Below are 15,033 nucleotides of genomic sequence, written 5' to 3' on the forward strand. Positions count from 1 at the left end.
ATTGGAGCTTTTCGATATATCTTTTTGGGTTGGATGGCGTCAATATGAAGCCTGTAAAGACCGAAGCGTTCTACCGACGCTGCTATACGACAAAGGGAGGTAAGCAGTTATGCAAGCAACGAAAAAAATTGTAACATTAGCCACACTGCTGGCGCTGTCGGGCTCCGTGCTCGCGGCTTGTTCTAAGGAAGCGCCTGCCGATCAGCCGAAGGATGGAGCAAGCTCTTCCCCACCGGCAACGGCTGCAGGGACATTCAGCTATCCGATGAAATCGGATAAAACCCTCACGTATTGGGCGGAGCTCAATGGGAATATCGGCAGCGTGAAACCGACGTTCCAGGAGGTGCCATTCTTCCAAGAGTGGCAGAAGCGGACAGGCATCAATCTGAAATTTATTCAACCGCCTGCGAATCAAGCAAAAGAAGCGCTGAACGTGCTGCTGGCCTCCGGCGAGCTGCCTGACATGATCGAATATTCGTGGAGCTCCGCATTCCCAGGCGGTCCGGAAAAGGCAATCAATGACGGCTACATTTTAAAGTTGAATGATGCGATCGATAAGTACGCACCGAACTTGAAGAAGTATTTGAAAGAGCACCCGGAAGTGGATAAGCAAATAAAAACCGACAGCGGCAGCTACTATGCCTTCCCGTTCATTCGCGGCGATGATCTGCTCAAAACATACCAAGGCCCGATCATTCGGAAGGACTGGTTGGACGAGCTGGGCTTGCCAATGCCGCAAACGATCGACGATTGGTATAACGTGCTGAAAGCGTTTAAGGAGAAGAAAGGCGTAGCGGCACCGCTGACGTTCCTGGGTATGCCGACGGCATTGTTTGGCCTGGATGGCGGTGCGTTCATTGGGGCGTTCGGGGTCATTAAAAACTTCTACCAAGAAGACGGCAAAATCAAGTACGGCCCGATGGAGCCCGGCTATAAGCAATTCCTGGCTACGATGCAGAAATGGTATGCCGAGGGCTTGATCGATAAAAACATTGCCACCGTGGATACCAAAACGATGGATTCCAACATGACGTCCGGCAAAAGCGCGGCGACGGTATGGAATTCGGGCGCGGGCATTGGCAAATGGCAGCCGATCGTGAAGGAGAAAGAGCCGAAGGCGCAATTTGCTCCAGCTCCCTATCCTGTGATGAAGAACGGCGATAAGCCGAAGTTCGGACAAAAAGACTTTGCTTTTGTACCGACGGGCGGCGTTGCGATTACAGCTAATTCCAAAAATGTGGAAACAGCCGCACGTTTGCTTGACTACGCTTACGGTGAAGAAGGCCACAATTTCTTCAACTTCGGGGTTGAAGGTGTGAGCTACAAGATGGACAACGGGTATCCGAAGTATACGGATTACGTCATGAAGAACCCGGATAAGCTCGCGCCTGCGCAAGCACTTGCGATGTATGCGCGCTCCGGCTATAACGGTCCGTTCGTACAGGACAAAAGGTATATCGAGCAGTACTTGACGATGCCGGAGCAAAAAGACGGGATCACGGTGTGGTCCAACACGGATGCAGAGAAATATCTGCTGCCGCCGATCACGCCTACGCCGGATGAAAGCACGGAGTTTGCGACAATCATGAACGACGTGAATACGCTTGTAGGCGAGATGTCGTTGAAAATTATTTTGGGCTCCGAGCCGATTGATTCGTTCGACAAGTATGTGGATAAAATCAAATCGCTCAAAATTGATCGCGCCATTGCGATTGAAAAAGCTGCTTTAGATCGTTACAACAAGCGTTAATCCGTTTGGCAAGGAGAGGCTTTATGCCTCTCCCCACTTATAAATAGAGGAGTGTTGAGCATGAACCGGAACCTGCAGACAACCGCTGCACCTGCTGCTCCGACCCGTACCGGTTCTTTACGGAGAACTGTTGCGAAAGATTTTATCACGAATAAATATTTATATCTCATGATTTTACCTGTGTTGGCGTACTACGTCTTGTTTCACTATGCTCCGATGTACGGCGCGTTGATCGCCTTTAAAAACTACTCGCCCATGAAGGGCATTATGGACAGCCCATGGGTCGGCTTAGCTCATTTTGAGAGCTTCTTCAGCAGCTATTATTTTTGGCGTATTTTTAAAAACACGATTCTGATCAGCTTATATTCGCTTTTGTTTGAATTTCCGATGCCGATTCTGCTTGCCCTGCTTCTGAACGAAGTGAAGAATAAAACCTTCAAAAAGACAGCGCAGTCCATTACTTACATGCCTTATTTCATCTCTATGATCGTGATCTGCGGGATGATTAAGGATTTCACGAACAGCGGCGGCTTTATTAATACATTTTTTGTCTCGGTGATGGGGACGGATGGTCAGGCGATGCTGCAAAAGCCGGAACTGTTCCGCTCGCTTTATGTGATCTCGGACATTTGGCAGCGCATAGGCTGGGAGTCCATTATTTACATGGCGGCGCTCACGGGCATTGATCAGGAGCAGTATGAAGCAGCGCGGATTGACGGCGCCTCCAGACTGCAGCAGATTTGGAACATTACGTTGCCGGGCATTTTGCCGGTTATCGTCATTATGTTTATTTTGCGGTCGGGTAACCTGCTGAATGTCGGATTTGAAAAAATTATTCTGCTCTACAATCCGGTTGTATATGAGACGGCCGACGTTATATCTTCTTTCGTGTATCGAAAGGGTTTGCTCGAATTTAACTGGAGCTACAGCTCGGCTGTCGGGTTGTTTAACTCAGTTTTGAATCTCATTCTGCTGATTGCGGCGAACCGGTTCAGTAAGAGGATGACGGATAACAGCTTATGGTAGGTTGAATTTAAGGAGAAAGGGAGTATTCGAATGTCGATCCATTCCAAATGGGAAGAGCGAATTTTTAACACGGTAATTTATACGGTGTTAACGTTTTTGATGGCGGCTACGATTTATCCGCTGCTGCATGTGTTGTTCGCTTCGTTCAGCGATGCCAACCGAATTGTGTCTCACGAAGGTGTCTTGTGGCGGCCGCTCGGCTTTAATATTGAAGCGTATAAGCTTGTTTTTTCAAATTCTGCGATTATCGTCGGTTACGGGAACACGCTGTTTATTGTAATTGTCGGCGTTGTGTTTAATCTGCTTTTGACAGCGCTTGGCGCTTTCGTGCTTTCCCGCAAGAACGTATTCTGGAGCAAATGGATTATGTTTTTCATTCTGTTCACGATGTTCTTCAGCGGCGGGTTGATTCCGATGTATTTGATTGTCAAAGGCGTTGGTTTGCTCGATTCGCTATGGTCTATCATCATTCCTTTTGCTGTGAGCACATTCAATCTCATCATCATGCGGACGGCTTTCGCGTCCATTCCCGATGCGCTTGAGGAGTCGGCGAAGATCGATGGGGCAAATCATTTTGTATTGCTGTTTCGGATTATTATCCCGCTGTCGCTGCCAACGCTGGCCGTTATCGCTTTGTATTATGCGGTCGATAAGTGGAACGGTTGGTTTTACGCTTCGATTTTCTTGAAGGATCGGGAGCTGTTTCCTCTGCAAATTATTTTGCGGGAAATTCTCATTTCGAACTCCACCGATAGCATGTCTTCGGGGACAGGCGGGGATATGTTCCAGATTGGGGAGACAATCAAATATGCCACCATCGTTGTGGCGACGCTGCCGATTCTCTGCGTGTATCCGTTCTTGCAGCGCTTTTTCATTAAAGGCGTTATGGTCGGGGCCGTGAAGGGGTAGTTGGGTGAGGCCGATTGGAACAAAAGAAAGGGGCGTTTACCGATGTGGGTAGAAGCGTTAGAGCATGCTGTGGAGAAGACACGGCGCAATATTGATAAATTCGGGGACTTGTTCCCGTGGACCGGCCTTGATGGCGGAGATTATAAAAGAAGCGATCATCAGGATTGGACGGAGGGCTTCTGGTCCGGGATGCTCTGGCTGAGCTATGAGGCTTCGGGCGACCGTGAGTTTCGGGAAGCGGCCGTCCGTACGGTGCACAGCTTCCGTCGCCGGTTAGACACATTCAAGGTGCTGGATCACCATGATATTGGCTTTCTGTATTTGCCTTCAGCGGTAGCTTGGTGGATGCTGGAGGGAGAGCAGGAGGCACAGGAGCTGGGTCTGGCAGCGGCGAATACATTGCTGAAAAGATGGCGCCCGGCTGGCGGATATATCCAGGCGTGGGGCCCTGCGGGTGATTCGAAAAATGGAGGTCGGATCATTATCGACTGCCTGCTGAACCTTCCTTTGTTGTACTGGGCGTATGAACAGACAGGGGATCAGCAGTATCTGGATGTTGCTGTGGCTCATGCGGAGAAGAGCCGCCGGTATTTGGTGCGAGGGGATGATTCGTCGTACCATACGTTCTATTTTAACCAGGAGAATGGGGAGCCTGTCGGTGGTGGTACTCACCAGGGCTACCATGACGGGTCCACGTGGACGCGCGGGCAGGCGTGGGGCATCTATGGCTTCATTCTTTCGTACAAGTATACGAAGAATCCGGTGTATTTGGAGGTCTCGCGACGGATGGCCGCCTACTTTATCTCGCGTCTGCCGGAGGATCAGGTGACGTATTGGGATTTTGACGTGCCAGTCGGCGAGGGCACATCGCGGGACAGCTCCGCGACGGCGATTGCCTGCTGCGGCATGCTGGAGCTAGTGGGTTGCCTGTCGGAGGGGGACCCCGACCGGGAGCGGTTCGAGCAGGCGGTGTTCCGCTGCATGAAGTCGCTCACGGAGAACTACTTGACGAGCGACGAACCGGAGGCAGAGGGCTTGCTCCGCCATGGCTCGTACCATGTGCGGGGCGGTATGTCGCCGGATGACTTTGTCATCTGGGGGGACTACTTCTACATGGAAGCGCTGATGCGGCTTGTTCATGATGGGCCAGGGTACTGGTACGAAAGAGATTTAGGGTAATGAAGAGGCTGTCCCAAAAGTCATAGAAATGACTTCTGGGACAGCCTCTTATTTCTTTATATATGTCAATGCTCTAAATTGTGCCTTTGTGCATAGTGTGGTAGACTTCACCTAAAAGTTGCTCTTCGTTTTCGTTCTCAAATTGGAGAATGGGGGAGGAGGGCAAATAAATTTTAAGCAGAGTGGGGTCGCGCCATGCAATGGGTGAAAAAATCAATGCAACGCTGGAATTCTATTCACAACCAGATTCTTTTTTTCATTCTATTGTTTCTCATCATTCCCCTATTTATTAGCGCCTTTTGGATCGATAAGCCTCTGGAGCGCGTGATTGAGAATAAAATCGGCAATGCGACATCAGAAGCTTTGTACCAAATCGATTTCAATATTGAGTTATTACTGCAGGATATGCTGAAATCCGCGGTAGACATCTCAACGAACCCCAATATCACCTCCCTGCTGAAACAGCCGAATTCCGTCACGTATTATGAAAAGCTGCGGCTTGCAGATAACGCAATGAATAAGCTTTATTCTTCTTATTTTTCGGAAAGCTATGTAACTTTGCTTGATATGCACGGCAATTGGTTAAGCAACAAAATTGTCCAACAAGATTTATATGACGAGTATATTCAATCGGACTGGTATAAAGAGATGTTAAAAGAACCATTTGGCATTAGCTGGATGGCGAATGACAGCCGCAATTATATTTATTATGACAAGAGCCAGCTCGTTACGCTGATTAAAACCATTACAGATGTGCAAACCAATCAAAACATCGGGATCGAGCTTTTTAGCGTAAGCGAAAGCGATTTTCGCAAGTACATGTCGAAATTGGACGGCAATGTCATGATCATGGACCAACAGGGGAAAATCATTTCCAGCTCCATGAAAGCGGGCATGGATCCCATAGAGGTTTTACCAGAAGATGTCTCCAAAATATGGGACTCCTCTAAAGGGCAGCTGATTGTGGAAAAAAATCATCAGAAATGGATTGCCAGCTATGACACGATTGGTTTAACCGGCTGGAAATTAATACAGTTTATTCCTTATGATACGGTGTTTAAAGAAATATTTGATTTGCGCAGAACGAATATGATCACGGTCGGGATCATTGTCATCGTATTTATGCTGCTCGCGTTCAGCATATCTTACCGAGTATCCAAGCCGGTCAAGCTTTTAAATAAACGAATGAAAGAAATAGAGAAAAACGACTTTAACAGCTCCTTGGCGCTTTCGGGTCCCAATGAAATTGCTACGCTGATCGATACCTATAACCACATGGCCAGACAAATCCGGGACCTGCTTCAAAGGCTGAAGGAGGAATATGTGCAGAAAGAAGAAATGCGTTTTCGAGCGCTTCAGGCGCAGATTAACCCGCATTTTATTTTGAATACGTTGAACAATATCAAATGGATGGCATACATCCGCAATGACCGGGAAGTCGGGGAGATGCTGTCCAGCCTGGGAAGTATGATGGAAGCGAGTATTGGAAGAGGAGAAACGTTGATTTCGCTTAAAGAGGAAATGGACTATGTTCAGCATTATATTACTCTAATGAAATTGAGGTACAACGATAAATTGAGTGTCGAGTTTCATATTCCCGAACCCTTAATGAAGCAGGAAGCCATCAAATTTATGCTCCAACCCATTATAGAGAATAGCATTCACCATGGGATTGAGCCGATGGAAGGGAGAGGGGTTATTACCATTAAAGCTGTGGCTGACCAAGAGCATAATCAAATGATTTTAACCGTTACAGACAATGGTGTAGGGATTCATCCGGACAAAATTGATGATATCAATCTGATCTTGTTGCAAGGACATGGTGCATCGCAAAGTATCGGTATCAGGAATGTGCATGAGCGCATCCGGCTTCAATACGGGGAAGGGTACGGTTTGCATATTCAAAGTAAGGCGAACGAGACGACGGTCGAGTTCAACTTGCCGCTCAAAACAATTGAAGAAGGGAATGCTTATGCCTCTGAAAGTACTGCTCGTAGATGACGAATTTTTGGTTCGATTAGGTATAAAATCATTGATTGACTGGGAGCAGCACCAGTTGACCTATGTCGGGGATGCACAGGATGGTTTGGAAGCCTTGGAGATTATCGAGAAGACGAGGCCCGATATCATACTGACCGACATTGTCATGCCTAGAATGAACGGTATTGAGCTGATTGAGAAAGTGAAGAGCGAATATCCGGATACGCATATCATTGTGCTCAGTTCTCATAATGATTATGAATATGTGCGGAAAGCAATGAAATTGGGAGTAGAAGACTATATTTTGAAAGCGTCATTAAAGCCTGAAGAGCTTTTGCAAATGCTGCTTGAGGTTTCCAAGAAAATTTCGTCAAGCCGGGAGGTCCGGCAGCGTCAAATCGATACAAAGCCCGCGGTGGAAGGGAGTGAAAATGGAGGTTCGCGGCAGCTGAAGCAGTGGATTTTTCAGGGGAATGTCATAGCGGAAGAAACGCAGGTTGCAGAAAAAGATAAAGCATTCTTTCTGAATGGCTATGTTTTTGTACTAATAACCATTCATCGTAATCAGCGTCGAACCGATAGCTCGGACAAGATGAAGTTCATGAATCTTATTTCCTTACAGCTGGACAAGAGCACAGAGGGCATATTTCAAGATGTGAATGAGGAAGAAATCGTCCTGCTTTTGCCCAAAAAGAAGGAGGGAGTCCTTCCCGTTGACGAGGCGATCAGGTTCGGCAAGGAGATCATGGAGGCCGCAAGAAGATTTATTAATCTGTCTCTTAGCATAGGGATCAGTGAAGGGTCTCAAGGTATAGAGAGTCTGCCAGACGTATACTCGAAGGCGAAACGCGCGCTCCAAAATTATTTTTATGAAGGAAAAGAAAAGGTTTATTTATATGGCGAGCACTTAGAGAATATTCCGGCGGGGAATGTGATACTGCAAGAGGATGAGACGGTATTGAAAGTCGAATTGGACCGTATGAACGCGGCGGGGATCAAGCAAGTATTGGACAGAATTTTCGAACGGATGGAATTGTGGAAGGGTCCTGTCGAGAAGTGCATCCAATTGTGTCTACATCTGCTGCATACGATTCAGAACGGCCTAAAACCTTATCAGGAAGACTTGTTCAAAGAGCTTGAGCAGGAGGAACCCCTATATAAACAAGTCCTTAAGTTTGATGAATTAAGTAAGGCGAAGCAATGGTTTGAACAACTCATTGATGATTGCTGCGGTCAGGGGAAAGCATTGGGGGGAGGAAACTTCCGGGAAGATATTCAACAACTCATTCTTTACATGAAATCCAATTATACAGAGGACATCTCTTTGAGGCATGCCGCCGAACGAGTCAGAATGAGTGAAAATTATTTGAGTTATTTGTTTAAAAAAGAAACGCAGGTCGGTTTTTCGGAATATCTCAATCAAATTCGTGTAGGAAAAGCAGCGGAATTATTGCTTGAATCCAAGCTGCCTGTGTATGCGATTGCAGAAAAGGTAGGTTATGAGAACTTCAATTATTTTGGCCGAATCTTTAAGAAAACGATGGGTGTAAGCCCTCAACAATACCGTGTAAAGTTCAAATCCTCCTTATCCTAAGGGGGATTTGTTGTTTTTGTTTGCACATTCGTAAAAAAGTGAACAATGATCGTGGAAAAGTGAACAGCCGTAAAAACTCCTTATTTTTATGAACAAAACCGATAGATACGTTCCTGTTTTATAAAGTTTCCGTAAACTATAATAATTTCTGTAAGCGCTATACAAAAAGAAAAACAACTAGAATAACAGATTATGATTTGGAGGGGTGAAGATGACGACCAGAGTTGCTAAGGCGTCGCAGCGGTCTATTCGAGGTGAATTTTGGGGGCTCTTTTTTATTGCTCCATTCGCCATTTTATTTCTTATTTTTGAGATTTACCCGATTGTAAACGCCTTCTATCTTAGTTTTTTTGATTACGGACTAGGGCAGAAGGAATGGATTGGGCTTGGTAACTATGCGGAATTGATGTCAGATCGCGTCTTTTTACGCTCCATCGCCAACACATTCGGATTTGTTGTCGGCACAGTGCCATTAACATTTATTTTCGCCATATTTGCTGCCGTGCTCATTTATGGCAAACATAAGCATATTGCTTCTTTCTTCAGAGGTGCGTTTTACTTGCCGATCATCACTTCTCAAGTCATTCTTTCCTTGATTTGGGCTTGGATCTATAGCCCTGTGAACGGGATTGCCAACTATGCCTTATCCTTGTTCGGAGCAAAACCCGTCATGTGGCTCTCTGATGAGCGCGTAGCCTTATTAGCGCTGATTCTAGTCGTTGTGACCTTTAACGTTGGACAACCTATTATTTTACTATTAGCTGCATTGGGTAACATATCTCCTGAGTACTATGAGGCCGCAGATATCGATGGGGCTTCAGCGCCAAGAAAGTTCTGGCACATTACGCTGCCGCTCTTGAAACCGACATCGTTGTATATTCTGGTCATGTCAACGATATGGGCCTTCCAAACCTTTGTTGTTGTACAAATGCTAACGGGAGGCGGACCCAACTACGCCACTTCCACGATTATGTTTTTGTTATATGAAACCGCATTCGTGTATGGAAAGCTTGGCGCAGCCTCTGCAATGGGCATCATTATTACTGTCCTGATTTCGATTGTGGCCGTTGTTCAGTTTAAGCTCATGAAGTCAGATATTCAATACTAAGGGAGGAGTACTCATGGCTAAATCATCTTACTTGATCATGAAGGTATTGGGGAATATCCTTCTGTATGTGTCTGCCGCATTGTTTATCTTTCCGTTGTATTGGATGTTTACCGGCGCTTTTAAGAACCAGTCTTCCAGTGTGAAAATTCCTCCTGACTGGATTCCTACAAAAATAACGATGGCGAACTTCTCTAATCTGATCAATGACGGCTCCATCTTTTATTGGTTGTACAACAGCGGCTTCGTTTCTGTTATTGCCACAGTTGGCGTTGTCCTCATTGCATCCATGGCGGGTTACGCTTTAACCAAGCGGAAATTCAAAGGCTCCGAATTTTTCTTTAGCGCCGTCTTAATTGCCATGTTCATTCCCAGACAAATTACCCTTGTCCCTTTATTTACGATGATGCGGGACCTTGGTCTGGTGAACAATTTGGCAAGCGCCATTTTGCCGGTGTTGACCATCCCGTTTGCGGTATTCATGATGAAGCAATTCAGTGAATCCGTGCCGACCGAGCTGCTGGAAGCCGGAAGAATTGATGGCTGCTCTGAAATCGGATTATTTTTCAAATTATTCTTTCCGATCATTAAACCGGCCATTGGCGCGCTTGCCATCTTTACATTTACGTATGCCTGGAACGATTACCTCTGGCAGCTGATTATGCTCAGCGATAAGACCAAAATGACGATAAATGTGGGTATTTCAACACTCGTATCGGAGTATGTGGCCAATTATGGGCTGCAAATGGCTGCCGCATCGCTTGGTTTTATACCGGTATTCATCATTTTCATCAGTTTTCAGAAATATTTCGTGAAAGGCATCACACTTGGCGGTGTAAAGGGTTAAATGTCATTTTGCCCCTAGGATACTACTGTAGGAGGTGAGCCTTCGCCCAACTGAGTAAGAGAATTGTTTTACGGTTTCCGATTTGATGAATGAAAAATTGGAGGGGTTTACATGAAAAAGCTTGCCATTACTTTGTTGTCATCTGCGTTAGTTCTAACAGCTGCCGCGGGATGCGCCAAAACAGACGAGAAAAAAAATGCGGGCAATGCGCCGGCAGCGACAACGGGATCGAAAGAGAAAGTCGAGCTCACTTGGTGGGTGGATGCACGTGGAGATGTGAAGCAAGTCTATGATGACATCAAAGCAGGATTTGAAAAAGCGAATCCAAATGTGAAAATTAACATGGTTGTAACGCCGGACGACAAAATCAATGAACGAATCAGCGTCGCCGCCAATACGAACGAAGTTCCTGACATTCAACAAGGTTCATTCTTCTGGCCATTGTCTTATGCCAAAAAAGGCCTGCTGGTTCCGCTTGACGATATTATCGACAAACAAGATTTCGAAGAAAAAACATTGAAATCCGTTTCGGTGGACAACAAGGTCTATATTTATCCAAACAGCACGGTCGCTATCGGGTTATTAGTGAATAAAGATTTATTCAAGGAAAAAGGTGCACTAGATCTTCTCCCTCAAAATATGCAGCCGTGGTCTTCCGAACAGTTTCTAAAAGCGGCTAAGGCAGTGACGGACCCGTCGAAGCAAACGTACGGTTATGGACTTTATGCTGGGGATTCCGGCGGTGACCAAGGAACTCATTCTATTTTATGGGGTTTTGGCGCAAAAACATGGAATGATGACGATACGAAGGCAACTCTGAACTCGCCGGAAGGCGTGAAAGGGCTTGAATTCTTGACCAAGCTGACGGATGAGGGCGTGGTTCCGCCAGGCGCGGCCGGGCTAAAAGCGACTGCGGTATTCAACGATATGTTCGTTCAAGGCAAGCTTGGCATGGCGTTCGGAAATATCGGGAATTTACCGACGTTGAATAAAGCGTTTGCTGAAGGAAATGCCAAGAAATTCGATGTCGATATTGTTCCTTTCCCTTCCGTAGATGGAAAATCATCAAACACAGTATTGTTTGGTTATGGAACTTGGATGTGGAATACGAAAAATGAAGTGAAAATGAAATGGGCCAAAGGGTTTGTGAAATTTGCGAACAACCCGGAAAACATGGGCAAGATGACCCAAGCGGAATCCGTCATTGTAGCGCGCAAATCGCTTGCGAAAAGTTATGAGGCCGGCACAATGAAAAGCAAAACCATTGAATTGTTCAAATACGCAGGAGACATCGGCGTGTCCGTTCCAGGATATCCGCAAACTCGCGCCGCTTTCTACCCTGAGGTTCAGGCCGCATTGACGAAGGCCAAAACGGCTCAGCAAGCATTGGACGACTGGGTGAAGAAATCAAACGATATTATTGCAGCTTCATCGAAATAGATCTTTTAATACGTGAAAATACGTTTCCGGGGTTCGTATCACCGGAAACGTATTTTATTCAAGACAAAATCAAAGGAGAATGAATAACATGAAAACTTATGATTTAGATCGCTTCAAAGGTATAACAGTAGCTATGTACTCTTGCTATGACGAGAAAGGCGAAGTGAGCAAAGAGGCAGCTAAAAAATTAGCTCGTCACTATGCCAATATTGGCGTGAATGGTTTATACGTGGGAGGCAGTTCCGGGGAAGGGATGCTTCAAAACGTCGAAGAACGGAAGCAAACACTTGAGGCAGTTATGGAGGAAGTTGGCCAAGAAATGACGATCATCGCGCATGTTGGCGCACCTTCTACCCGAGACAGCGTCGAGCTATCCAAACATGCTGAGCAAGTAGGCGCTCATGCGATATCAGCTGTACCGTCGATTTATTACCGTTTGTCCCCGCAAAGCGTTGAACATCACTGGCAACAGATGATAGACAGCACATCGCTGCCGTTCATTATTTATCATATTCCCCAAACAACAGGGTTTCAATTGTCCAAAGCTTTACTTACGAAAATGGCAGCCCAAGACAAAGTCATCGGTGTGAAAATATCCGCCGAAAGCACCTTTGAATTGCAGCAGTTTAAAGCGGCTGGAGGAGATGATTTCCTGGTCTTTAACGGTCCGGACGAGCAGTATTTGGCAGGCCGCAGCATTGGTGCGGACGGCGGTATCGGCGGCACATACGGTGTTATGCCAGAGTTATTTATGAAAATTGAACAGTGTTATGTCGAGGGTAAAGCGGAAGAAGCCCGCAAATGGCAGTTTATTGTGAATGATCTGATTGCGGAATTGCTGTCTTTCCCGTCCTTGTATGGTGCTTGCAAAGAGATTCTAAAGCTGCGCGGTTTGAACACCGGCGAAGCGAGATTGCCGTTCTTGCCAGTTCCAGAGGCGGAAATGGGCCGTTTAGAAGCAATCAACGAGAAAATCTCGTCGTATATCAACCAAGCTCAAGTCTAATTCATTTTTGGGAGAGGAAGGATGACACATGAGTAGAATGAGCAGTATTTTTCCTGAAAAAGGGTTAATTGTTTCCTGTCAGGCACTTGCAGACGAACCTTTGCACGGCGGCGACACGATGACGAAAATGGCAAGAGCCGCGGTGCAATCCGGAGCGATTGGTATTCGCACGAACGGTGTATTTGATATTCTTTGCATCAAACAAGAAGTTAATGTGCCTGTTATCGGACTTATTAAACGAGATATTCCGGGTTCGGCTATTTTTATTACCCCGACCCTTACAGAAGTAAAAGCCATCATATCGGCTGGAGCGGATATTGTTGCTTTGGACGTTACGGACCGCGAGGGACGGCTGGAGGCTGTGAAGCCCTTGATTGCATATGCTCATGAGCAAGGAGTTGCTGTTATGGCCGATGTTTCCACACTGGAGGAAGGGTTGGCCGCGGAGAAGCTGGGCGTAGATTTCATCGGAACGACACTTTCGGGTTATACGCCTTACAGCCGGCAGCAAGACGAGCCTGATTTCGAGCTGTTGGCTCAATTGTGCATGTCTGTCCAGGTTCCCGTCGTTGCAGAAGGCCGTATTTGGTCACCGGAGGATGCTGCTAAGGCGATGCAAACCGGAGTCCCCTACGTTGTCGTCGGAAGCGCGATTACGCGTCCGCAGTTGATAACTTCACGATATGTGAATGCCGTGCGTAATAGCATTGATTCGGGGGAAGTGAAGCGATGAATGCCGGATGGTATGACGCTCAATCCGCTTATGCGATTGGTGTGGACATAGGCGGTACCAAAATCAATGCGGGCATCGTTAGTAGGTCGGGAGAAGTCCTTCATTCGCTTAGCCTCAGCACCTTAGCGGGGCAAATGAATACGGGCAATCGGGCAATAGAAGCCGTTGAACATTTGCTCCAGAAAGTAGTGCTGGAGCAGCCCGACTTTCGGGTACGGGGCATCGGGATCGGAAGCGCCGGGCAGATTGAATGGGCGAGCGGTCAAATTCGCTTTTCCTCCGATCTTATACCGGGTTACCAAGGGACGGAGCTTAAGAAGATCATGCAGGAAAGATTTCATCTGCCCGTACACGTCGATAACGATGTGAATGTACTCGCACTCACGGAAAAGCGGTTTGGAGCGGGAAAGGGAATCGATAACTTTATATGCCTTGCTCTCGGAACCGGGGTAGGGGGAGCTATCGTAGTTGAAGGCCGCTTAGTGCATGGCGCATGGGGCGGAGCTGGTGAAATTGGCCATATGTCCGTTAATTTTCAAGGTCCCTTTTGCATATGCGGAGGGAGGGGCTGCTTGGAGCAATACGCATCCGGGACCAGTATCGCCAGAAGGATGAGAGAGAAGCTGATATCCGAAGGGCTTCCTGTGGAGGATGTGGATACACGCGAAGTTTTTGCCCGTTGGCAGGTCGGCGAACCGCTGGCTAGTACGATCATGGAAGAAACATTAGCCGCTCTTGGGACAGCTATCGCCTCGTTAATTCACACGTTTAATCCGGGGCTGATCGTCATCGGCGGCGGCGTTGCAGAAGCGGGTGAGCTTCTGTTTGACCGGCTGCGTCAAGAAGTGCGCAGTCGAACAATGGCTTCTATGTTGGATGTCGTTCGTATCGAGCCGGCTTATCAAGGCAATTGGAGCGGCATGATCGGCGCGGCTTTGCAAATCTGGGAATACGCAGACGAAGGGGTGCAGCTATGATTATAGGAAATAAGGAAAATTGGAGTAAGGAACGCCAGTTTGTCCATCCAGTACTTAGGAAAATCATAGATGAGGTACAAGGCGTGGATTTCTCCAAGATTGGGAATGGCAGATATGCGTTACAAGGTGACGATATTTACTATACGGTTATGGAACTGAATGCAAGGGACGTGACAGAAACCCGGGCAGAAAAGCACAACACGTATATCGACATTCACATATTGTTAGACGGCAAAGAAACAATCGGTTGGGCGGGAGAATCTGCTGAACTTACTGTGGTTGAAAGCAGCAAAGAAAATGATTATAGCTTGTACGATTCCGCTGCTGGGGAACAGTATCTGGAGCTTACTCCAGGCATGTATGCTGTCTTTTATCCTCATGATGTTCATAGGCCAGGTCTAATGGGAAAAGACGACCCTGCTCCTTCCCGCATACGGAAAGCGGTCGTGAAAGTCAACAAAGACCTTTTCATAGGAGGATAGTACAG

Annotated in this window: 13 protein-coding genes; all 13 read left to right on the plus strand. The window is 46.9% G+C overall.

Features of this window, described 5'->3' with window-relative positions:
* The first annotated feature begins 109 nt into the window (after nt 1-109).
* The 13 genes from ACKTT9_RS11085 to ACKTT9_RS11145 all read left to right on the plus strand — a co-directional run bounded on the left by ACKTT9_RS11085 (nt 110) and on the right by ACKTT9_RS11145 (nt 15,028).
* Nucleotides 110-1,750 carry an ABC transporter substrate-binding protein gene (locus ACKTT9_RS11085; RefSeq protein ID WP_407871581.1) on the plus strand — a complete coding sequence of 547 codons (1,641 nt, stop codon included), beginning with the start codon at nt 110-112 and terminating at the stop codon, nt 1,748-1,750.
* A 60-nt stretch (nt 1,751-1,810) separates the two neighbouring features.
* Nucleotides 1,811-2,776, plus strand: a complete 966-nt coding sequence (locus ACKTT9_RS11090; protein WP_407871582.1) for an ABC transporter permease — start codon at nt 1,811-1,813, stop codon at nt 2,774-2,776.
* A gap of 30 nt (nt 2,777-2,806) precedes the next feature.
* Entirely contained in the window at nt 2,807-3,685 is an 879-nt protein-coding gene (locus ACKTT9_RS11095) for a carbohydrate ABC transporter permease (RefSeq protein ID WP_407871583.1), read from the plus strand.
* 42 nt (nt 3,686-3,727) lie between these two features.
* Nucleotides 3,728-4,864: a glycoside hydrolase family 88 protein gene (locus ACKTT9_RS11100; protein ID WP_407871584.1), complete on the plus strand. Its 1,137-nt coding sequence runs from the start codon at nt 3,728-3,730 to the stop codon at nt 4,862-4,864.
* Nucleotides 4,865-5,080: 216 nt separating this feature from the next.
* Complete coding sequence (locus tag ACKTT9_RS11105; RefSeq protein ID WP_407871585.1) at nt 5,081-6,865, plus strand: sensor histidine kinase; 1,785 nt, start codon at nt 5,081-5,083, stop codon at nt 6,863-6,865.
* A complete protein-coding gene (locus ACKTT9_RS11110) occupies nt 6,837-8,438 on the plus strand; it encodes a response regulator (protein WP_407871586.1) in 1,602 nt (533 codons plus the stop codon). The genes ACKTT9_RS11105 and ACKTT9_RS11110 overlap by 29 nt, the downstream gene beginning before the upstream one ends.
* A 211-nt stretch (nt 8,439-8,649) precedes the next feature.
* Nucleotides 8,650-9,546, plus strand: coding sequence for a carbohydrate ABC transporter permease (locus ACKTT9_RS11115; protein WP_127455863.1), 897 nt, complete (start codon nt 8,650-8,652; stop codon nt 9,544-9,546).
* A 13-nt stretch (nt 9,547-9,559) separates the two neighbouring features.
* Complete coding sequence (locus ACKTT9_RS11120) at nt 9,560-10,390, plus strand: carbohydrate ABC transporter permease (RefSeq protein ID WP_407871587.1); 831 nt, start codon at nt 9,560-9,562, stop codon at nt 10,388-10,390.
* A gap of 111 nt (nt 10,391-10,501) precedes the next feature.
* Entirely contained in the window at nt 10,502-11,830 is a 1,329-nt protein-coding gene (locus tag ACKTT9_RS11125; RefSeq protein ID WP_407871588.1) for an ABC transporter substrate-binding protein, read from the plus strand.
* 88 nt (nt 11,831-11,918) lie between these two features.
* Nucleotides 11,919-12,836 carry a dihydrodipicolinate synthase family protein gene (locus ACKTT9_RS11130; protein WP_407871589.1) on the plus strand — a complete coding sequence of 306 codons (918 nt, stop codon included), beginning with the start codon at nt 11,919-11,921 and terminating at the stop codon, nt 12,834-12,836.
* Nucleotides 12,837-12,873: 37 nt separating this feature from the next.
* Entirely contained in the window at nt 12,874-13,569 is a 696-nt protein-coding gene (locus ACKTT9_RS11135; protein ID WP_407873012.1) for an N-acetylmannosamine-6-phosphate 2-epimerase, read from the plus strand.
* Nucleotides 13,566-14,546 (plus strand): ROK family protein, encoded by a 981-nt coding sequence (locus tag ACKTT9_RS11140; RefSeq protein WP_407871590.1) that lies wholly within the window; start codon nt 13,566-13,568, stop codon nt 14,544-14,546. Before ACKTT9_RS11135 ends, ACKTT9_RS11140 begins: the two co-directional genes overlap by 4 nt.
* Nucleotides 14,543-15,028: a YhcH/YjgK/YiaL family protein gene (locus ACKTT9_RS11145; protein WP_407871591.1), complete on the plus strand. Its 486-nt coding sequence runs from the start codon at nt 14,543-14,545 to the stop codon at nt 15,026-15,028. The genes ACKTT9_RS11140 and ACKTT9_RS11145 overlap by 4 nt, the downstream gene beginning before the upstream one ends.
* Nucleotides 15,029-15,033 lie beyond the last annotated feature (5 nt).

The sequence above is a fragment of the Paenibacillus sp. P36 genome, from assembly GCF_045866505.1.
Classification (GTDB): Bacteria; Bacillota; Bacilli; order Paenibacillales; family NBRC-103111; genus Paenibacillus_E; species Paenibacillus_E chondroitinus.

Bases quoted from the DNA above. Each gene is read 5' to 3' on its own strand.
- ACKTT9_RS11085 (WP_407871581.1), top strand. From the start codon at position 110: ATGCAAGCAACGAAAAAAATTGTAACATTAGCCACACTGCTGGCGCTG.
- ACKTT9_RS11090 (WP_407871582.1), top strand. From the start codon at position 1,811: ATGAACCGGAACCTGCAGACAACCGCTGCACCTGCTGCTCCGACCCGT.
- ACKTT9_RS11095 (WP_407871583.1), top strand. From the start codon at position 2,807: ATGTCGATCCATTCCAAATGGGAAGAGCGAATTTTTAACACGGTAATT.
- ACKTT9_RS11100 (WP_407871584.1), top strand. From the start codon at position 3,728: ATGTGGGTAGAAGCGTTAGAGCATGCTGTGGAGAAGACACGGCGCAAT.
- ACKTT9_RS11105 (WP_407871585.1), top strand. From the start codon at position 5,081: ATGCAACGCTGGAATTCTATTCACAACCAGATTCTTTTTTTCATTCTA.
- ACKTT9_RS11110 (WP_407871586.1), top strand. From the start codon at position 6,837: ATGCCTCTGAAAGTACTGCTCGTAGATGACGAATTTTTGGTTCGATTA.
- ACKTT9_RS11115 (WP_127455863.1), top strand. From the start codon at position 8,650: ATGACGACCAGAGTTGCTAAGGCGTCGCAGCGGTCTATTCGAGGTGAA.
- ACKTT9_RS11120 (WP_407871587.1), top strand. From the start codon at position 9,560: ATGGCTAAATCATCTTACTTGATCATGAAGGTATTGGGGAATATCCTT.
- ACKTT9_RS11125 (WP_407871588.1), top strand. From the start codon at position 10,502: ATGAAAAAGCTTGCCATTACTTTGTTGTCATCTGCGTTAGTTCTAACA.
- ACKTT9_RS11130 (WP_407871589.1), top strand. From the start codon at position 11,919: ATGAAAACTTATGATTTAGATCGCTTCAAAGGTATAACAGTAGCTATG.
- ACKTT9_RS11135 (WP_407873012.1), top strand. From the start codon at position 12,874: ATGAGCAGTATTTTTCCTGAAAAAGGGTTAATTGTTTCCTGTCAGGCA.
- ACKTT9_RS11140 (WP_407871590.1), top strand. From the start codon at position 13,566: ATGAATGCCGGATGGTATGACGCTCAATCCGCTTATGCGATTGGTGTG.
- ACKTT9_RS11145 (WP_407871591.1), top strand. From the start codon at position 14,543: ATGATTATAGGAAATAAGGAAAATTGGAGTAAGGAACGCCAGTTTGTC.